This window comes from Sphingobacterium paludis (genome assembly GCF_004364125.1).
Taxonomy (GTDB): Bacteria; Bacteroidota; Bacteroidia; order Sphingobacteriales; family Sphingobacteriaceae; genus Sphingobacterium; species Sphingobacterium paludis.
Genome location: NZ_SNZV01000006.1, coordinates 343,643 through 362,881, shown reverse-complemented (window position 1 = coordinate 362,881; position 19,239 = coordinate 343,643). Strand labels below are relative to the sequence as shown.

General features: G+C 44.3%; 14 protein-coding genes and 1 tRNA gene. 5 read left to right on the top strand and 10 right to left on the bottom strand.

From position 1 onward, the window contains the following. Window positions 1-4 precede the first annotated feature (4 nt). Complete coding sequence (locus tag B0I21_RS13865; RefSeq protein WP_133641077.1) at window positions 5-3,559, bottom strand: SusC/RagA family TonB-linked outer membrane protein; 3,555 nt, start codon at window positions 3,557-3,559, stop codon at window positions 5-7. Window positions 3,560-3,767: 208 nt separating this feature from the next. Between B0I21_RS13865 and B0I21_RS13860 the strand changes: the two genes are divergently transcribed. Beyond that, window positions 3,768-4,058: a hypothetical protein gene (locus B0I21_RS13860; RefSeq protein WP_133641076.1), complete on the top strand. Its 291-nt coding sequence runs from the start codon at window positions 3,768-3,770 to the stop codon at window positions 4,056-4,058. Here the strand turns inward: B0I21_RS13860 and B0I21_RS13855 are convergent. Continuing rightward, window positions 4,055-8,452 carry a translocation/assembly module TamB domain-containing protein gene (locus B0I21_RS13855; protein ID WP_449448554.1) on the bottom strand — a complete coding sequence of 1,466 codons (4,398 nt, stop codon included), beginning with the start codon at window positions 8,450-8,452 and terminating at the stop codon, window positions 4,055-4,057. The genes B0I21_RS13860 and B0I21_RS13855 overlap by 4 nt on opposite strands. A 39-nt stretch (window positions 8,453-8,491) precedes the next feature. Here B0I21_RS13855 and tsaD point away from each other — a divergent pair, with 39 nt between their 5' ends. Together tsaD and B0I21_RS13845 are read left to right on the top strand one after the other, a co-directional pair. Next, the gene (gene tsaD, locus B0I21_RS13850; RefSeq protein WP_133641074.1) at window positions 8,492-9,493 is read left to right on the top strand and encodes a tRNA (adenosine(37)-N6)-threonylcarbamoyltransferase complex transferase subunit TsaD; all 1,002 of its coding nucleotides are present in this window, start codon (window positions 8,492-8,494) and stop codon (window positions 9,491-9,493) included. A 152-nt stretch (window positions 9,494-9,645) separates the two neighbouring features. Next, window positions 9,646-10,518, top strand: a complete 873-nt coding sequence (locus tag B0I21_RS13845; protein ID WP_133641073.1) for an energy transducer TonB — start codon at window positions 9,646-9,648, stop codon at window positions 10,516-10,518. Between the two features lie 43 nt (window positions 10,519-10,561). Here the strand turns inward: B0I21_RS13845 and B0I21_RS13840 are convergent, their stop codons facing one another. Then, window positions 10,562-10,957, bottom strand: coding sequence for a hypothetical protein (locus B0I21_RS13840; RefSeq protein ID WP_133641072.1), 396 nt, complete (start codon window positions 10,955-10,957; stop codon window positions 10,562-10,564). Window positions 10,958-11,140: 183 nt separating this feature from the next. Between B0I21_RS13840 and B0I21_RS13835 the strand changes: the two genes are divergently transcribed. Beyond that, window positions 11,141-11,893 (top strand): copper homeostasis protein CutC, encoded by a 753-nt coding sequence (locus tag B0I21_RS13835; protein ID WP_133641071.1) that lies wholly within the window; start codon window positions 11,141-11,143, stop codon window positions 11,891-11,893. Window positions 11,894-11,945: 52 nt separating this feature from the next. Here B0I21_RS13835 and B0I21_RS13830 read toward each other — a convergent pair whose 3' ends face one another. Both B0I21_RS13830 and B0I21_RS13825 read right to left on the bottom strand, forming a co-directional pair. Beyond that, complete coding sequence (locus B0I21_RS13830; RefSeq protein ID WP_133641070.1) at window positions 11,946-12,125, bottom strand: spore protein; 180 nt, start codon at window positions 12,123-12,125, stop codon at window positions 11,946-11,948. Window positions 12,126-12,154: 29 nt separating this feature from the next. After that, window positions 12,155-12,225 (bottom strand) — tRNA-Cys (locus B0I21_RS13825). A 251-nt stretch (window positions 12,226-12,476) separates the two neighbouring features. Between B0I21_RS13825 and B0I21_RS13820 the strand changes: the two genes are divergently transcribed. Next, window positions 12,477-13,109, top strand: coding sequence for a porin family protein (locus B0I21_RS13820; protein ID WP_133641069.1), 633 nt, complete (start codon window positions 12,477-12,479; stop codon window positions 13,107-13,109). A gap of 73 nt (window positions 13,110-13,182) precedes the next feature. On the opposite strand, the gene rpsJ is transcribed toward B0I21_RS13820, so the two are convergent. The 5 genes from rpsJ to rnr form a co-directional block, all read right to left on the bottom strand. After that, window positions 13,183-13,488 (bottom strand): 30S ribosomal protein S10, encoded by a 306-nt coding sequence (gene rpsJ / locus B0I21_RS13815; protein WP_002993539.1) that lies wholly within the window; start codon window positions 13,486-13,488, stop codon window positions 13,183-13,185. 72 nt (window positions 13,489-13,560) lie between these two features. Further along, entirely contained in the window at window positions 13,561-15,684 is a 2,124-nt protein-coding gene (fusA, locus tag B0I21_RS13810; protein ID WP_133641068.1) for an elongation factor G, read from the bottom strand. Window positions 15,685-15,821: 137 nt separating this feature from the next. Next, window positions 15,822-16,289 (bottom strand): 30S ribosomal protein S7, encoded by a 468-nt coding sequence (gene rpsG / locus B0I21_RS13805; RefSeq protein ID WP_037500026.1) that lies wholly within the window; start codon window positions 16,287-16,289, stop codon window positions 15,822-15,824. 19 nt (window positions 16,290-16,308) lie between these two features. Next, complete coding sequence (gene rpsL / locus B0I21_RS13800) at window positions 16,309-16,722, bottom strand: 30S ribosomal protein S12 (RefSeq protein ID WP_002993550.1); 414 nt, start codon at window positions 16,720-16,722, stop codon at window positions 16,309-16,311. A gap of 215 nt (window positions 16,723-16,937) precedes the next feature. Continuing rightward, window positions 16,938-19,067: a ribonuclease R gene (rnr, locus tag B0I21_RS13795; RefSeq protein ID WP_133641067.1), complete on the bottom strand. Its 2,130-nt coding sequence runs from the start codon at window positions 19,065-19,067 to the stop codon at window positions 16,938-16,940. Between the last annotated feature and the right edge of the window lie 172 nt (window positions 19,068-19,239).

Below are 19,239 nucleotides of genomic sequence, written 5' to 3'. Positions count from 1 at the left end.
AATGTTAAAAAGATAAGTTGATACCGGCGGTGAAGATTCGTGGTTGCGGATAGCTACCATAATCATACCCATAAATTAACCCCGTATTGGCACCTCCGTGGCTTGATCCTACCTCCGGATCGTAACCGTTGTATTTTGTAAAGACGTAGGCATTTTGAACGGTTACATAAGCACGAAGCTTGCTGACTCTCAGCTTATCCGTCAAATCTTTCGGTAAGGAGTAACCCAATGTAATATTCCTTAAGCGGAAGAATGATCCATCTTGTACAAACCGATCGGAGATGGCGGAGTTATCAAAGTCACCTGGTGTTGGACGCGGAACGTTTGTTTGGTCGCCCGGTTGGCGCCACCTATCCACCCAGTCCACCAAACCGTTGGAACTTAGATTTGAGCCCCCTAGGCCCGTAGCCAAATTGTAGTTAAAGAGATCATTTCCGTAGGAGAACTGCCCCATGATACTTAGATCAAAGTTCTTGTATTGAAAGGTGTTGGTAATACCACCAAAGAAATCCGGATTTGGATCACCAATAATTTGGCGGTCGTTTGGCTCACTCGGCGTAGTCGCCGATCCATCAGCACCTGCATACTCGATTAAACCGGTTTGCGGATTTACACCAAGCATTCTCCAGCCATAAAATGCACCCAATGGTAAGCCTGCCTGTGCAATATTTAATTCACCGACGCCGCCTAACATCCTTGGAACACCTGGAGGAAGGGATAAAACTTTGTTTCTATTGAACGTCATGTTCAACGATGTAGTCCATTTAAATTCACCAACAAAATTCTGCGTGGTTAGTTCAAACTCGAAACCTTTATTTTCGATATCTCCCGAATTGGTAAACTGGTTTGCATAGCCAGAACTGGTCAAAATAGGAACAGCAATTAGCAGGTCGGATGTTCTCTTATAGTAATAATCGGCTAAGATCGAAACCCTATTGTTGAACAGGCCTACATCAATCCCGATATCGGTTTGCCGTGTTGTTTCCCATTTCAAATTTACATCGCCTAAGACAGAAGGCACAAATCCAGGAGATCCCAAATAGTTGTTGCCGCCTGAGTATAACGAATAACTTGCGTAATTTCCAATATTCTGATTACCCGTGATCCCCCAGCTTCCTCTTAGTTTTAGGTTGCTGATCGCGGGAACCTCTTTCATGAAACTTTCTTCCGAAACGCGCCAAGCTGCTGCAACGGATGGGAATGTTGCCCAACGGTTTTCTCGACCAAAGCGAGACGAACCATCTGTCCGCAAATTGGCGGTTACGATATATTTCTTCTGAAAGTCGTAGTTCACCCGGGCAAAACCGGATGCGATAGCCCATTCTTCCGGAAACGAATTAGCTTGGGTAACCACACCTCCGGCGTTAATATATTCAATATCATTGGACGGGAAATTGTTTCGTTGTGCATGTACAAATTCCAAACGTGATTCCTGTACGGAAAATCCGCCCAACGCGTTAATATGATGATCGCCATATGTTTGATCAAATGTCAGTGTCGTTTCATTGATCCATAGTTGATCGCGCGTGTTGCGACGGGCACCAATACCCCCTTGGCTGGCATACGAGCGAAGGCCGTTTGGCGGCATAAAGAACGTTTCGTCAATAAAGCTCACGTCGGTACCGAAATTCGTTTTCAACGCTAACGATGGGATAATTTTGTATTCCGCACTCACGTTGGCGAGAATACGCCATGTTTGCGCATTATTCACGGGGAGCTCTAATATAGCAAGAGGATTTTCGCGAGACGCGCTCACTTGATCATAGACATAATTTCCATTTGCATCGAAGACTGGAATATTAGGCGGTGCAAAAATACCATTCTTGGTAGCCCCCTCTCTGGAGTTCTCTTCCTGCACGCGGTCGTTTTCCGCACGCGTAATATTGATTGCCGTAGCAAAATTCAGCTTCTCGCTATGTTGATGGTTTAAGTTTATGCGCCCGCTGATTCGGTTAAAGTCCGAACCATGTAGGATACCACCTTGACGCATGTAGCCAAAGGAGGTGTAATATTGTGTTTTGTCGCTTCCGCCACTGGCCGCTAACTCATAGCTGCGTGTGGCTGCTTTGCGGAAAATAACATCTTGCCAATCGGTTGTAAGATCCGGATTTGCCAACACCTGTTGCGGGATCGTAGTTGTCGGTGTCTCTTGTTGTGCGATAGCATAGAAATCACGCATATAATCTTGGTATTGCGCGGTGTTCATCAACTTGTACTTCCGCTCGGAGGGCATCTCGGAGAAACCTTCGTACATGTTGAAATGAAATTGGCTCGTCCCTGCGTCACCCTTTTTGGTCGTAATTAAGACGACACCGTTGGCTGCTCTGGAACCGTAAATAGAGGAAGATGCCGCATCTTTAAGAATTTCCACAGACTGCACATCGGCAGGATTCAGTGACGAAAGTACGTTTATTCCCTGTGTTCCGCCGCCAAAATCAAAGGTAGATCCACCGGTAAAGTTTGTTGTACTATTTACCGGGATTCCGTCGATCACGTATAAGGGGTCGGAGCTCGCGTTGATGGATGTGGTACCGCGAACGCGGATGCTGAGACCGCCACCCGGAGATCCTGATTTCTGAGAGACCTGCACCCCGCCGGCTTTACCCTGTATGGCTTGTGAAATGCTCGGTAGCACTTCATTTTCGATTTGGTCTGATCCGATACTGGACACGGAGCTGGCCAAGGTTGCTCGTTCCATTGTACCATATCCTACGGCCACAACCTGTACCGATTGAATGGTTGTGGCTTCTTGAACCATCGTTACGTCGACAGATTTCCTGTTGTTCAGGAGCTCTTCATGTTCTTTATAGCCGACAGCGCTAAAGATCAGCGCTGGACTGCTGCCCGCTGCAATGCTAAACTTACCTTGATCATCTGTGGCGGCGGTAACCGCGAGGCCTTTGACCGATACGGTTGCGCCTGCAACAGGGCCGTTAGCATCTCGCACCGTGCCCTGTACAAGGTCTTGTGTATTTTGTGTTGCGCGGGTAGAGTCAGTTTGCGTTTGCACGGTAGTTGGCGCTGCTTTCGTTGAATCTTGTTGCGCTGGAACGACTCCGGTTAACTTGGTAGCGGTAGAATCTGTTCTCGTTGAGTCTGTTGTGCTGGTCGTTACAGCCGTGGAATCTGTTTTCACGGAGTCTGGTGGAGCGACCTTTAAAACGATATTAACTTCGCTGCGATTGTTGACAGGCTCTTCATGCCTTGCGAAGTCTGTTTTGTTAAACATTAATGTCGCATCAGGCTTGGCTTCCAATTCAAAAGCGCCTTGATCGTTAGAAACAACATTGACAGATTCGCCTTTTACGGTCACGATAACACCCTGTAACGGCGCACCCTGCTCATCTTTAATCGACCCTTTCACCGCATTGAGCGTGTCTATTGATAGGGGAGAAGCCGACCAATAATCGCGTACTGCATGGTTGTTATTAAAGGAAATGGTAAATGCTGTACTCGTCTTTTGCTGTACAATTTTTGTCGTCTCCGGGTTCGAAAGTGAGGAAAATACAGGAGTAGGTCCGAACAGGAGTAACGGAATAGCGTAAATAGAATGTTTCATTCGTGACTTTTAGTTATTAATTTGAGTACCATTATCTACAGTTCTAACAAAAATCAGCTACGCACGTTCATCTTATCTATTATAATATTTTTGTTACAAACCTTATTTCTAACGTTCTCTTTACAATAATTAGTATGTCCTTTCAAATAAAAATGTATATTTCTACAGCAATCGCCAGTAATGGCGTTCGTAAATTAGACGTTTTTCTATGGATTTTGAAAAGTTTTCACAAAGCATAAAATCAGATCAAACAGTACCTGCAGTGTTAAATGTTCATCTTAAAGCTTTATGGTTTGAGGGGAAGGGTGATTGGAACCGTGCGCACGACTTGATCGATCAACTGGATGATCAGACATCAGCACATGTTCATGCTTATCTGCACCGGGTGGAAGGTGATCTATGGAACGCGAAGTATTGGTATGGACGGGCAGGTCAACCCGTCTACAAAGGTGATCTTGCTGATGAATGGCAAGAGCTTGTGAAAATGCTGCTGGGCTAGTTGGCGCTTAAGCTGTCGGGCACCACGTATTGGTCAGCGCGTTGTTTTCGTTCATTCCAGATCCATAGCTTTCGCCAAAACTCACCGAGCGTGTTAAACTCTTGCCTGTAAACAACCCCTACGGCGCTGATGTAGTCGCTGTATGGCGTGAACAGGAAGTTCCGCGTGTTAAGCCGATTATATGCCCTCAATACGAGGTTGCCATCTTGACGAAGCCGAAACGTGATCTCCGCGTCGGTGGCAATCTGATCGGAAAACACCGTAAGATCGTTCAGTTGGCTACGACTTCGATCACTGACACCGCCCGTCAAAATTAACCGATCATCAAAGAAGCGTAAGGATGCCGATGCGTCATTGAAGGAACGGATGTTGAGGTCTAAGAAGTTCATATTCAAGGATTGCGAAATGATACTATTCAACTGGTTAAAGGCGATTTCTGTTCCGGCAGATAATAGGGTATTATTCACTTCGCGGCCAAATTCTTGGGTAGACGCCGGGGTGAAACTTCGGCGCACAATCAAACTGATAGCCTGCTGGTTTACATTATTTCCATCACTCAAGTAGCCTTGAAGCTCATCTTTTACGTAGGGATCTTGTGGGAAGTTGAGATCAAATGAAATTTCCGGTTGGGAAAGAGTACCTTTCAAAATCATGTCTGCTTGCGCTAAGATTCGGTCGTTGTTTTCCGTTCTGCCTGCCGCGTTGTATAGCGGCGCCACAGATGTGCGTTGCTGGTAGGTGGCACTTAGGTTCACCGTTGCTTCGCCCGGCTTTCCGGCCCAGCGAATCGTGCCTCCCTCTTTCAGATCAAAAAACTTATTAAAAAAATCCTGCGCTGTGAAATGAAATTTCCCTGCTAAAATGAGGTAATCGCCAAACATCTCAAAATCGCCCACGCTCGCCATACGCAGGGAAACGCTTCCCGTACCCAAGCCTTTTAACGATCCGATATTGTTCTCTAAGTTGATCTCCGCATCTCTGGTCAAATTGAGATCCATATTCATCGTGAGGCCTTCAAACAATTGTTTGGAAAGGGGCGCTTCCAAACTTGCCGAGTCTGGTGTCGTAAAGTAAAAAAAATCGTTATCACTTACTTTCAGGGAGCTGTTGAATGGGATCGTGATCACCGTGTTCGGGTTTGATGTGGCATTGATGTCAATAATGACCGCATTTACCGGGCCCTTAAAGCCAAACCTGCCCGAGGCATACGCTGTTCCGAAAAATAGTTCATTATCCTTCCTCCCGGTATTTAAAATCTGGAAGTTTTTAGCGTCGACATTAATATCTAAAACTGGATTAGTGAGATTATCCAGATCAATGTACCCTTTCGCTGTTGCTGTACTACGGTTGATGTCGCTAAAACGCCAGTTGTTTAAAAGGAGGCGGTTATCGTGAATCAGGCAACTCTGATTGGTCAGCTGGTACCGGGTCTGAAGATAGTCTACTAAAAATGAGGCTTCGGGTATCGTTGAGCTGCCGTTAATTTTTGGATGCCTTATGGTGCCTTCAATCGTCAGGTCTCCGCTCAGTTTCCCGTATACATTGGAGACCAGATTTTTTAAAAAGGGCTGTAAAATACCAATATCCAAATCGTTGATTTTTCCGCGCAAGCGCAAGGCGTTTTGAGATGATTTTAAATCGTAGGTACCGGCTAGATCTATCCCTCGTCCATCGATATCCTGCAATTTGGAGCTCAACAGCATAAGTCCACTTGCTGGATCAAAATCTGCGCGAATGTTTAGGGTGCCGATAGGAAGGTTATTGAAGATGATTGGCGTTGTATTGATGTCCGTGGATAAGGTAGGCTTCTTGAACACCGATTGTACATGCACGTCACCGCTCATGCTGCCCTGCAATTCTATGCCCATTGGCTTGGTAACACCCGCTAAGGATGATAAACTGAAGTCGCTAAAGGCTATATCTAAACGATCGGCATCATCGTCAGACAGTATGCCGTTTAGACTGATCTGCTGTTTATCACGTATGATCAAGAGGTTGTTCAAGTAAAACTTGCCTTTGGATACCCGTAGATCAGCGTCTTCATTGATGGTCCATTGCTCCCTATTCAAGACTATTTCTGATCTATCGAATTTTATGTATGCGGGCTTATTCTGCGCAAAGTGGATGTTTCCGTTTAGATTTAGATAGTTGGCGCGATCGTTCTCGGAGAGTGTCATCTTGAAATGTAAGCTATCATTAGCCAACGTATTATGCATACTAACATGCTCCACATAAGCCGAGTCTGACATACTGAGTCTATCGGCGTAGACCGATAGCGAGAAGGCTTTATCATCCGCCTGTTCCGACAAGGCAAGATTAGTTATTTTCAAACCCTTATAAGATACTACAGGACTAAACGCGCTGAAGTTTGCCGTGTAATCGGCTGATGAAAAGGTAGCTTTTAAATTCGCGCCATCTTCCAACCGTAAGTTCGGGTCAAAGAGTGCGGATACGGCATCAAAAGATTTTATGGTAACCTGAAGATCGAAGTTTTGCGGATTGTATGGTGCCGCATCAATATTGATCGCAGGCGCATAACGCATCGCGAGCGAACGAAAATAAGCGGCTATTGTATTGAGGTCGATCTGCCCATTCAATACACCATCGACCACATCCGACTTCAACGTTAGCAGTTTCGACTGTTCATCACCCTCGGAGTTAAAATCAAGATAATCCATAACAAATTCTCCACGGGAAGATTGAAATTGAATATGATCTGAATAGATATGGCCATTAAGCGAATTCAAGGAGTTGCCATGCATCGTTGCGCGCAGATTAGACTTCTTCACCACGATGCTATCTTCTGTAAATAGGCGGAGGTCTTTTAAGTTCAGCACCTCTATATCTGATGAAAGTGTATAAATAGGTGTTTCCGTGTCCCAGTCGATCTCTCCGTCAAATTCCAGTTTTGCCTGCTCGTCCTGAATACTGCCTGTTGCGGTGAACAGCCGGTCTTGTATCTCCCCCTCGAACAGTATTTGATCATATTCATACCCTTTAAAAAAAAAGTTATGAAACCGTCCTTGACCAGCAAGTTGAAGGGAGAGCTTGTCGGAACTTGTGCCGTCAAATTGAAAGTCGAAACCAGCTGTCGCTAAGCTTTTTGCATTTAGGAGCTCTCCTATATTAAAATTCGAGCTGTTGATCTGCCCTGCATATTGTAGGGTAGGGCGGATGGCCACTGTTGCTTTAGCGTCGATCAATCCGAGACCCGTTTCGGCTTTTCCATCAAGGGTAAAATTATGATAATAGCCATCCAGATCTCCGGTATAGCTTATATTGCCCAGTCTATGCAGTTGTGCAGGTAGTGTAAAGCTACGCATATCCGCTAAGTCGGGGACTAAGCTTTCTAAATCGTTTGCTGAGGTAACGAGCCTCTTGATATCGAAATCAAATTTCGTGCGCTCAATATCGGGAAGACCAGCGATTCGAAGATTGCCCTGGAATGCGGTTTGCTTTCCAGTCTTTAGGTTGACGGATCGTGCCTTTATATCGGCCACCGTTCCCCACAGCTCGGCTTGCTGGATGGTCGTCAAGAAACGAACCTTAGACATATCCGGAGCGAAAAATGCAATATCTCGGGAATCAAGAAAGGCCTGATCCAAGGTTGCGGTTACATGCACACTGTCGACAAAGTGTTCAAAACTGGCAAAGTGATCATATTCAAACTGCAGGTAGTTTCCAATTTTCGAACGGCTTGTGCGTAAAGTTAACTCCTTAAAAGTCATCTTTTTAGCGGATATGTACGATTTAGCGGAGAGCTCACGCACATGCAACCCGCTCTTATCGTTGAAGGTTAATTGCTCGATGTTGGCTTGCAGCTCCTGTTCGTTAAACTGGATTTCGTCCAACAATCCAGAGATGCCTTGAATATCGAGGTCATTGAAGTTGAGGCCGTTGTGCTTTCTGGACCAGCGGTGATCGACCAATTTAACATGGTTGTCGTGAAGTTGAACCTGTCTCAGGTTGATTGAAAGCTTCGACTTACTTTTTTTCGGTCCTTTTTTCTTCGGTGCAAAGTAGTTTATAAGAAAGCTGAGGTTGGTGCTATCTTTATAGATCTCGTACTGGAAATAGGCGTTTTCTAAGCTAAGTTTTCGTACTTCAAATTCATTATTAAATAGCTTCGCCAGCGAAAAAGTGGCCGTTATGCTCTTGGCATACAGCATCTTTTTCCCTTTCCGATCGTTTACGGTTAGTCCTTTTATTTCTACCGATCGGAACGGGTTTATATACACGTTCCCGACCGATATTTTTGTTCCCAGCTGCTCGCTAAGGTAATTTGCGGTTTTCTTGCTTACATAGGTTTGGACGGAGGGGTAGCGCAACGCAAAGATCACACCTACTGTTAGCAAGGTGATGCTAAGCAAGGTAACAAGCGTTATTTTTAGTATTTTTTTGATATTTTTGTGTTCTGTTTAATACTTCGCGCAATGGCTATAATCCTCGGTATCGAATCCTCTTGTGATGAAACTTCAGCCTCTATTTGTATAGACGGTGAAATTAAGTCAAATATTATTGCTAGTCAAGCAATCCACGCAAAATACGGGGGCGTTGTTCCCGAGCTTGCTTCGCGTGCGCATCAACAACATATCATTCCAACCGTCGATCAGGCCATTGTGCAGGCAAAAATACATAAAAATGATATTGATGCGGTAGCTTTTACGCGCGGCCCCGGACTTTTAGGTGCATTACTTGTTGGAACCTCGTTTGCGAAGTCCTTTGCTCTGGCTCGTAATATTCCTTTGATAGAGGTTAATCATATGCAAGCGCATATTTTAGCCCATTTTATTGACGATCCCAAACCTGAATTTCCTTTTCTATGCCTGACGGTATCTGGGGGGCATACGCAAATTGTGTTGGTGAAGGATTATTTCGAAATGGAGCTCCTCGGGCAAACGCTGGACGATGCGGCGGGTGAAGCCTTCGATAAAACCGCGAAGATATTAAACCTGCCTTATCCGGGTGGCCCTCTTATCGATAAATATGCAAAGGAAGGTAATCCCCATGCTTTTCAACTTCCCGAACCGCAGATTGAAAATTTGGATTTCAGTTTCTCCGGACTGAAGACGGCAATTTTGTATATGGTGCAGGCACAGGAAAAAATAAATCCAAACTTTCTTCAAGAACAGCTGGCCGATGTTTGTGCGTCGGTGCAATCGCGTATCGTCTCTATCTTGCTCAATAAGCTCAAAAAAGCAGCAAAGCTGACGGGCGTAAGCCGAATTGCTATCGCCGGTGGGGTATCGGCCAATTCGGGATTGCGTAAGGCCTTATTGGAAACGGGCGACCGTTTAGGGTGGAACGTGTTTATTCCGAAATTCGAGTATTGTACCGACAATGCCGCCATGATTGCCATTGCGGGCTATCAAAAATACCTGCAAAAATCATTTGTCGCGCAAGATGTGACGCCGCTCGCGCGTATGCACGTGTAGTTGCCGTTATCGCCGCTATTTTTCGCGTATACTATTCTTCCCCCTATTCTTTCTGATTTCGAGGCTCACACTGCTTTGTAGAAAATTTTATGAAAAGTAACAGGCGTTTGCATCATGTATGTAACGAATGTAAACCTTAAAATTTACTTGCTATGTGGACGAACAAATTAGATATCTATGAAAAGGAATGGTTGGATGTAGTATTCTCATCCCGAAATCGTATGTACGGTGCTTATGATCTACGAAGGAATGCGGCGCTCGCTACCAACCGAGCCCTGTTTATCGTTAGCGGAGTTGTCATTGTGCTAGTAGGTGCTAAATTTGCCTACGACCATATGCCCAAGGCAGTTCTTCCTACCGTGACCTATCAGGAGACAGCCGTGATTTTGGATGATGATTTAAAAGTTCCTGATCTGCCGAAAGAAGAGGAGTTGCTGATACCGGAAGCCAAGCCCATCCAACAGATTGCGCACGATCCACCAGCGATCGATCTGATCCGTGCTGTCGAGCCTATCGTAACGAGCGCACATCACGCGACGGAGGAAATGGCCACGCAAGACGAGATGAAAGATAAGATGACTGCGCGTATCACCTTGAAAAAGGTGGAAGGAGGGACTTATCTTGCTAACGGCGAGTTTGGACCAACGAAGCAAGAAGGTGCGATGACTGGTACAGCATCCGGCGAGACAACGGGATCTGCCGATGGCAACGCAGCTTTTATCGCTGTTGAAGTTATGCCTGAGCCACCTGGGGGTATGAAAGCGTTCGTGCAATGGGTTGGTAAGCATTATGTCTATCCTGATGCCGCCTTACAGCAAGGCATAAAAGGCAGTGTACTGGTCTCTTTCGTAGTGGAGCGTGATGGGAGTCTAACAGATATAAAAGTTTTACGCGACCTTGGCTTTGGCACCGGGCAAGAAGCTGTCAGGATATTAAAAAGTGCTAAAAAATGGTCTCCGGGTATACAAAATGGGCGGCAGGTACGCGTTCAATATACGCTTCCTATAACGTTAAGCACCATGTGATCGTATAAGCATGAACGAACGTTCTCGTTCATGCATGCCTTTTCTAGAGCGATTTGATGAGCTTGCCCAACCAAAGCTTAATAATGGCCGAAATCTCGTATTGCTCCTCACGCGCAAACCTTAGCATAATCGTTTCTACGTTAGCTAGCATATCGATATACTCCGGAAAATACCCTTCAATATCCCTGTAGTCTGACAAGACGTCTACAAGATAGCAGTGTACATCATACTCCCGAAACTTTTGCTCGTGATGCTCCGTGGCGTTTATCCATTCTGTTTCCGAGGAAAAGCCTGAAAAAATATGCTTGTCACATATCTGTGTATAACTCTGCCGCGATTGTACCAATTCATCGTGGATAAGTTCTTTACGGTCCATAAGCTCCTCAAAGATATTGGATAGCTTGTCTTGGATTTCGATTTCTCTAGATATTATTGTCATGACGAATAACGATTAAAGATTTCACTTTATACGGTTTAGCACGAGTTGTTATAACAAGGCAAGGATTCAAATAGTTTTGTTTTTATTAAAATAACGTACTGATCTATTGGTTGTTATCATAATTCGATAAAAACTCCCAGCTGTATCGCTGCGTAGCCTCGGGAAAATTGGCAAATTTGTTCTATGGATGTCATAGAAAAAGAAATAAACGGGATCAAATTAGAGATTTGTTCCAACTCATCATACTCCGCCCTGCAGGCGCAACTTGGGGGAGCGAGTCGTGTGGAGTTTTGCCAAAATTTAGAGAATGGGGGTATCACGCCTTCCTACGGACAGATAGCACGTGCCCGACACCTTTTGCATATTGGTATGCATGTACTAATACGTCCACGAGGGGGTGATTTCGTATATAGCGATGAGGAGTTTGAAGAAATGAAAATGGATATCAGCTTTTGCAAGCAGGCCGGCTGCAACGGCGTGGTGTTCGGGATTCTTTCCCCGGATGGTGGCGTAGATCATGCGCGCAATGCGGCGCTCGTCGCTTTGGCGAAACCGATGACGGTGGTATTTCACCGCGCTTTCGACCGCACGCAAAACCCCACTGAAGCTTTGGAAGATGTGATTGCACTTGGCTTTGATCGGATCTTGACTTCCGGATTGAGAAACACCGCAGATGAGGGGCAAGAATTACTTCGCGAACTGATAGTACAAGCCGATGGCCGGATCGAAATTATGCCCGGGGCTGGAGTGAATGCTAGCAATATAATAGACCTTATACGGAAGACGGGCGCAAAGTCGGTGCATAGCTCCGCAAAGATTTCGGTCAAATCGCGTATGGCTTTCGAATCTGACGCTCTGGATGGGATGAATGAACCCACTTGGCAGACCTCGCGCGAGCTAGTAAAAGCGTTGAAAGAGCTCTTGGAGGCACATTAATAAAAAAGGAGAACATTTCCGTTCTCCTTTTTTATCTCTTTCTTGAATAGCCTTACTTAGCGTCGGTAGCTAGTGCATTCAAAATTTCGTTGTTCTTCGTGATTTGGCTTTTCTTTGGCATTTGGCTTTTCGAACCTAGCTCAATATTGCGGCCTAATTTCAAAAACTGAACTTCCACACGTGAAACAGTTTTATTTCTTCTATCTTTTCTTTTTAAACGTGTAACTCCCATTGTTGTGTCTTTTTATTGTCAATAAAACGAGGTCGGAAGCGGATTCGAACCGCTGTAGGAGGTTTTGCAGACCTCAGCCTAGCCACTCGGCCATCCGACCCTTTATCCCCTAAGGGAATGCAAAAATAAACTTTAGTTTTCATATTTACAACGCTTATTTTAAAAGTTTCTCTACATATTTTTTTGTGCGTAACCGGGCCATAGGTTTACGGCTATTATTACGGGATGGTAATCGGTTTTGTAAAGTAATTAAGCTGCTTATAATCAGTTGTATAAATACTGTTTTCAAGTGCTTGTTTATTTTTGGTCTGAATGTTGCAATACCACCCTTGTAAAACAAAAATAAAGAGTATGAAAAAGATTTTACTTTCTTTAGGAGCAGCATTATTATTAGCTGCAGGCGCACAAGCTCAAACGAGCTGGGGTCTAAAAGCAGGTTTGAACTTAGGTAAGTATAGTGGTTTAAGTTCTGGCTATAGCGATTTACAGAAAATGAATCCGTCATTTTACGTGACCGGTTTTGCGGACTTACCAGTAGCGCCACAATTCTCTATACAACCCGGCGTATCTTTACAAGGGAAAGGTAGCAAATTAAGTGGAAGCATAGCAGGTTTTGACGGTACCAATACCATCAATACGATGTCAATCGAAATTCCTGTTAATGCGGTGTACTGGATTCCTGCGGGATCAGGAAATGTTTTTTTAGGTGCTGGACCTTATATTGGCTTTAATGTAAGCGGTAAGGAAAAAAATCGTGGAGAGACGGAGTTCGGTTCTGGAGATATCGAAACAGATATTAACTTCGGCGGTGCTGATGATGAAATGAAAGTCATTGACGCTGGTGCCAATTTTATGGCGGGTTACAAGTTATCAAACGGATTTTTAATTAATGCCGGTTATGGACTCGGGTTGACGAGCCTTTATAACACTGAAAACAAAAGATCCAACCGCGTATTGTCGTTTGGCGTTGGTTTCCAATTCTAGGCACAAGATACCAGCATGCAAAAGAGGCTACCGATTCGGTAGCCTCTTTTATTTTTTCAGTACTTGAAATCTATCACACTTTGATTTCAACTTCAACGCCTGAAGGCAATTCAAGTTTCATCAAGGCATCAACAGTTTTTGAGTTTGATGAATAGATATCCAACAATCTCTTATAAGCACACAATTGGAATTGCTCACGTGCTTTTTTGTTAACGTGTGGTGAACGTAAAACGGTATAGATTTTTTTCTCCGTAGGTAATGGAATAGGACCACTAACTACTGCACCTGTAGGTTTTACTGTTTTTACGATTTTCTCAGCTGACTTGTCAACCAAATTGTAATCGTAAGATTTCAATTTAATTCTGATTCTTTGGCTCATTTTTATTTGTTTTTAAGATGACCTCCCGTTAGAGCTATTCACAACAGGAGGTCGGTTTATTTTAGATAAGGATTATTCTACAGATCCTTTAACTCTGCCTTTTGATTTTGCGATTACATCGTCAGCAACGTTACGTGGTGCTTCTTCGTAATGATCAAATTCCATGGTTGATGTCGCACGGCCCGAAGTGATCGTACGTAATTGTGTTACGTAACCAAACATTTCAGAAAGTGGTACCAAGGCTTTGATAACTTGTGCTCCGTTACGTGAATCAAGACCTTGCATCTGACCACGACGACGGTTTAAGTCGCCCATAACATCACCCATGTTTTCTTCTGGTGTTAACACTTCCACTTTCATGATAGGCTCCATCAATACTGGGGTACATTTCGGCAATGCCTCACGGTAAGCCATTTTAGCTGCCAATTCGAACGATAGAGAGTCTGAATCGACTGCGTGGAATGATCCATCAATCAAACGAACTTTCATGCCGGATAGCGGGTAACCAGCCAACACGCCATTTTTCAATGAGCTTTCGAAACCTTTTTGTACAGAAGGGATGTATTCTTTTGGAATAGCACCACCCACGATTTCGTTCACAAATTGAAGTGCAGATTTCGATGTGTCATAATCTTCGTCGATAGGGGATACCACAACTTTGATATCTGCAAATTTACCACGACCACCGGATTGTTTTTTGTAAACCTCGCGGTGCTCAGAAGTACCTTTGATAGACTCTTTGTAAGCTACCTGAGGAGCACCTTGGTTAACCTCTACTTTGAACTCGCGTTTCAAACGGTCGATCAAGATCTCTAAGTGAAGCTCGCCCATACCGGAGATTACAGTTTGACCAGTCTCTTCGTCAGATTTAACAACGAATGTAGGATCCTCTTCTGCTAGTTTACCAAGACCAATACCCAATTTATCAACGTCAGCCTGTGTCTTAGGCTCGATCGCCAAACCGATTACCGGCTCAGGGAACACCATAGATTCTAACACGATAGGTGCTTTTTCGTCACATAGCGTATCACCTGTTTTGATATCTTTGAAACCTACTACCGCGCCAATATCACCAGCCTCGATAAAAGGAATAGGGTTTTGCTTGTTAGCGTGCATTTGGAAGATACGCGAGATACGCTCTTTGTTTCCTGAACGTGTGTTCAAGACATAAGAACCTGCGTCTAATTTTCCAGAATAAGCACGGATAAAACATAAACGACCTACGAATGGATCTGTTGCAATTTTGAAACCTAATGCTGCGAAAGGCTCGCTCACGCTAGGCTTACGAAGCAATTCTTCGCCAGAATCAGGATGCGTACCTTTTACACCTTCTGAATCCAAAGGTGAAGGCAATAATTCCATCACAAGATCCAACATGGTTTGTACACCTTTGTTTTTGAAAGATGATCCACATACCATAGGAACGATGGAGTTATCCAATACAGCAGCACGCAAAGCGTTTAAGATTTCGCGTTCTGTCAACGAGTTTGGATCGTCAAAGAATTTCTCCATCAACGACTCATCGTATCCAGCAACAGCTTCTAATAATTTTTCACGGTATTCCGCTACTTCATCAACCATATCATCAGGGATAGGCACTTCTGTAAAGGTCATTCCTTTATCATGCTCATTCCAAACGATACCACGGTTGTTGATCAAGTCAACAACACCAGTGAATGAGTCCTCAGCACCGATAGGCAATTGTAATGCTACGGCTTCTGATCCCAACATATCTTTAACTTGCTTAACAACTTTCAAGAAGTCAGCACCAGAGCGGTCCATTTTGTTAACGAAACCAATACGGGGCACTTTATAGTTGTCGGCTAGACGCCAGTTTGTTTCGGATTGCGGCTCAACACCATCAACGGCCGAAAACAAGAATACCAATCCATCAAGTACACGCAAAGAACGGTTTACCTCTACGGTAAAGTCAACGTGACCTGGGGTATCAATAACGTTTACTTGGTATTTATTGCCACGGTAGTTCCAGAATACAGTTGTCGCAGCAGAAGTGATCGTGATACCACGCTCAGCCTCTTGCTCCATCCAGTCCATTGTTGAAGCACCTTCGTGCACCTCACCAATTTTGTGGTTAACACCTGAGTAGTAAAGAATACGCTCAGTTGTCGTCGTTTTACCAGCATCAATGTGGGCAGCGATACCGATGTTTCTAGTGAATTTTAAATCTCTTGCCATAATATATTTATGCAGTTTGCTTTGAAAGCTTGTTTTTGTGCAATGTTGTTTGAAAGAAATAAGTACACCGACTGTAATAAGGCTTGTGATGCTTATTGACAGTCGGTGTCATCATATTTTATTCGTTGTCTTCAAAATTAGAATCTGAAGTGTGAGAACGCTTTGTTAGCTTCCGCCATCTTGTGCGTATCTTCTTTCTTCTTCACAGCAGCACCTTCACCTTTAGAAGCTGAAATGATTTCTCCTGCTAATTTCTCGTACATAGTTTTTTCACCACGTTTGCGTGCATATGAAATTAACCATTTCATACCTAAAGCGATTTTACGCTCTGGACGAACTTCCATAGGAACTTGGAAGTTGGCACCACCCACACGACGAGACTTAACCTCTACAGCTGGCATAACGTTGTTCAACGCTTTTTTCCAAGCTTCAAGACCACTCTCTTGTGTTTTTTGTTCTACTAATTCTACAGCATCGTAAAAAATAGAATACGCTGTTGACTTTTTACCATCCAACATCATATTGTTTACGAAACGTGTTACCTGAGTATCGTTAAACTTCGGGTCAGGTAAAATGATTCTCTTTTTTGGTTTTGACTTTCTCATTTTCTTTTCCTCCGTTTAATTATTTCTTTTTACCTTTTGCAGGAGCGGCTGCTGCTTGTCCTGGTTTAGGGCGTTTTGTTCCGTATTTAGAACGACGTTGGTTACGGCCTGCAACACCTGATGTATCCAATGCACCACGGATAATGTGGTAACGTACACCTGGTAAGTCTTTCACACGACCGCCACGGATTAACACGATAGAGTGCTCTTGTAAGTTGTGGCCTTCACCTGGGATGTAAGCATTCACCTCTTTACCGTTTGTTAAACGTACACGAGCTACTTTACGCATTGCTGAGTTTGGTTTTTTAGGGGTAGTAGTGTATACACGCGTACACACGCCTCTTCGCTGTGGACAGCTGTCCAACGCTGGTGACTTACTCTTGTCAACCAGAGCTACTCTACCTTTTCTAACTAATTGTTGAATAGTAGGCATTTACCTGTTTTTGTTTTTTTAATTTGTAAAAATTAATTTTAAAGTCCGCAAAGATAATGATTAATATCTAAACAGTAAAGTGTTGTGTGTTAATTTTTTTTGAAGATCTGGCGGGGGAGGGCTGGCTGTCTTTTTTCAAGAACTTAGGTAGCTCTTTTGGAGTTGCTATTGTCCTTCCTGCGCATACACAGCTCAGGAAAGACAATAGTATTTTGTTAGCTTAACAGCGTGAAGTCTATTTGCCGTTTTTCCAGATCAACCTTTTTGACCTTGATTTGTACTTCATCGCCGAGCTGGTATTTCTTCTTCTTGCGCTGACCAATGATGGCGTAGTTTTTTTCATCCAGCGTGTAAAAATCATCTGTGATGTCGCGTAGGCGCACCATACCCTCACATTTGTTTTCTTCGATCTCCACATACATCCCCCATTCGGTAACACCAGATACAATACCTGTATATTCAACGCCGATTTGATCATGAAGGAACTCCGCCTGTTTGTATTTAATGGATGCACGTTCGGCTTCTGCCGCTTTCTTTTCCATTTGCGAAGCATGTTCCGCCATCTTCTCGTAGTGTTCGGCATTCGCCTTTTGCCCGCCGTCTAGGTAGAATTGCAAGAGTCTATGCACCATGACGTCAGGGTAACGCCGGATAGGGGAGGTGAAATGTGTATAATAGTCGAATGCCAACCCGTAATGGCTCGTGCTCTTCGTGGTATATACCGCTTTTGCCATAGAGCGCACAGCGAGTGATGTCAATAGGTTTTGTTCTTTGCTGCCCTCAATCTTCGTCATTAAGGCATTCAGTGATTTGGCGGTCTCCTTATCGCTTTTAATAGCTAACTTATGACCAAAGCGGGAGGCAAATTGCGAAAAGGTCGTTAGCGTTTCTGGGTTCGGGGTGTCGTGAAAGCGATATACAAACGTCAATTTGTTTTTGCCACGCCCTTGCTTGCCGATAAATTCGGCGACCTTTCTGTTGGCCAGCAGCATAAAGTCTTCGATAAGCTTGTGGGCGTCTTTTCGCACTTTCGTATATACGCCAAGCGGTTTGCCATGTTCGTCCAAATGAAATTTCACTTCCTCGCTCTCAAAGCTAATTGCTCCGTTCTTAAATTTGCGTTCACGCAAAATGTAGGCTAGCTCGTTCAGCTTTAAAATCTCTGCTGCAAAATCACCAGCCTTCGTTTCAATTACCTCCTGCGCTTCTTCATAGGTGAAGCGACGATCCGAATTAATAACGGTTCGTCCAAACCATTGATCGATGACCGTTGCTTTATCATCCATTTCAAATACTGCGGAAAAGCAAAGCTTCGCTTCATGGGGGCGTAATGAACATACGCCATTAGAGAGTCGTTCAGGAAGCATGGGGATTACCCGATCGACTAAGTAAACCGATGTTCCGCGTTGATAGGCTTCTTTATCCAAAGGGGTGTCGGGAATGACATAGTGTGAGACGTCGGCAATGTGGACGCCGATTTCGTAGTTGCCATTTTCTAAAGTTCGAAAAGAGATCGCGTCATCAAAATCTTTCGCATCAAAAGGATCGATCGTGAAGGTAGAGATATCACGGAAATCCCGCCTCTTCGTTATCTCCTCAGCGGAGATGGTGTCGGGTATTTGGTCGGCCTCTACCTCTACTTCCTTGGGGAAGCTTAGCGGAAATCCAAAGTCTGCCAAGATGGCATTCATCTCCGTGTTGTTCTCTCCTTTTTTTCCGAGAATGCTCTTCACCTTTCCGATAGGATTTTTTGCATTCTTAGGCCACTCCAGGATTGACACCACCACTTTTTCTCCGTTGGCTGCGCCATTGAGATTGTCCAATGGAATGAAAATATCATGGATCATCTTTCTGTCGTCCGGTAGAAAAAAGGCGAACGTATCGGTGCGGTCGATCGTGCCCGTAAAATCGGTTTTGGCGCGCTTCAAAATTTCGACAACCTCACCCTCGCGTTTTCTACCTTTGCTCCGCTCGTAAACATGTACCTTCACGATATCATTATGGAGTGCTTGTCTGAGTTTTCGAGGGGCTACATAGATGTCGCTTTCAAATTCATCATCGGGTACGATATAGGCCGATCCGTCTGCCGTCATGTCGACCTTTCCCTGTACGTATACATTCAATTGGCGAAGCTTAAACCTACCTCGCTCAATTTGCAGGAATTTGCCGGATCGAGAGGCGTCGGATAGGATGTCGGCGATTGCGACTTTAGAGTCGGCATCACCAAGGTTTAGCTTTGCTGCAAGCTGCTTATAGTTTAACGGGCTGTTGTTGGATTTCTCAAATATGTCTACAATAAGTTGGGTTAATACTTCTTTGTAGGGGTTATCTTTTCTCTGCTTCATGCGTTTTAAAATTTATCCCACTTCGCACGTTCGTATCTATTTTTTTTCGAGCGTAGGGGAGGGGTGGATAGATTGATGCACAGCGTTGCAATCGTGGCATTAATCTATAAACTAAGATACGTAAAAAATGTTCTATCTCTGGCTTTAAAATCCCCCTCCAACGCGTGTATTA

Excerpts from the sequence above, each read along its gene's own strand:
- B0I21_RS13865 (WP_133641077.1), bottom strand. The coding sequence starts at position 3,559 with ATGAAACATTCTATTTACGCTATTCCGTTACTCCTGTTCGGACCTACT.
- B0I21_RS13860 (WP_133641076.1), top strand. The coding sequence starts at position 3,768 with ATGGATTTTGAAAAGTTTTCACAAAGCATAAAATCAGATCAAACAGTA.
- tsaD (WP_133641074.1), top strand. The coding sequence starts at position 8,492 with ATGGCTATAATCCTCGGTATCGAATCCTCTTGTGATGAAACTTCAGCC.
- B0I21_RS13845 (WP_133641073.1), top strand. The coding sequence starts at position 9,646 with ATGTGGACGAACAAATTAGATATCTATGAAAAGGAATGGTTGGATGTA.
- B0I21_RS13840 (WP_133641072.1), bottom strand. The coding sequence starts at position 10,957 with ATGACAATAATATCTAGAGAAATCGAAATCCAAGACAAGCTATCCAAT.
- B0I21_RS13835 (WP_133641071.1), top strand. The coding sequence starts at position 11,141 with ATGGATGTCATAGAAAAAGAAATAAACGGGATCAAATTAGAGATTTGT.
- B0I21_RS13830 (WP_133641070.1), bottom strand. The coding sequence starts at position 12,125 with ATGGGAGTTACACGTTTAAAAAGAAAAGATAGAAGAAATAAAACTGTT.
- B0I21_RS13820 (WP_133641069.1), top strand. The coding sequence starts at position 12,477 with ATGAAAAAGATTTTACTTTCTTTAGGAGCAGCATTATTATTAGCTGCA.
- rpsJ (WP_002993539.1), bottom strand. The coding sequence starts at position 13,488 with ATGAGCCAAAGAATCAGAATTAAATTGAAATCTTACGATTACAATTTG.
- fusA (WP_133641068.1), bottom strand. The coding sequence starts at position 15,684 with ATGGCAAGAGATTTAAAATTCACTAGAAACATCGGTATCGCTGCCCAC.
- rpsG (WP_037500026.1), bottom strand. The coding sequence starts at position 16,289 with ATGAGAAAGTCAAAACCAAAAAAGAGAATCATTTTACCTGACCCGAAG.
- rpsL (WP_002993550.1), bottom strand. The coding sequence starts at position 16,722 with ATGCCTACTATTCAACAATTAGTTAGAAAAGGTAGAGTAGCTCTGGTT.
- rnr (WP_133641067.1), bottom strand. The coding sequence starts at position 19,067 with ATGAAGCAGAGAAAAGATAACCCCTACAAAGAAGTATTAACCCAACTT.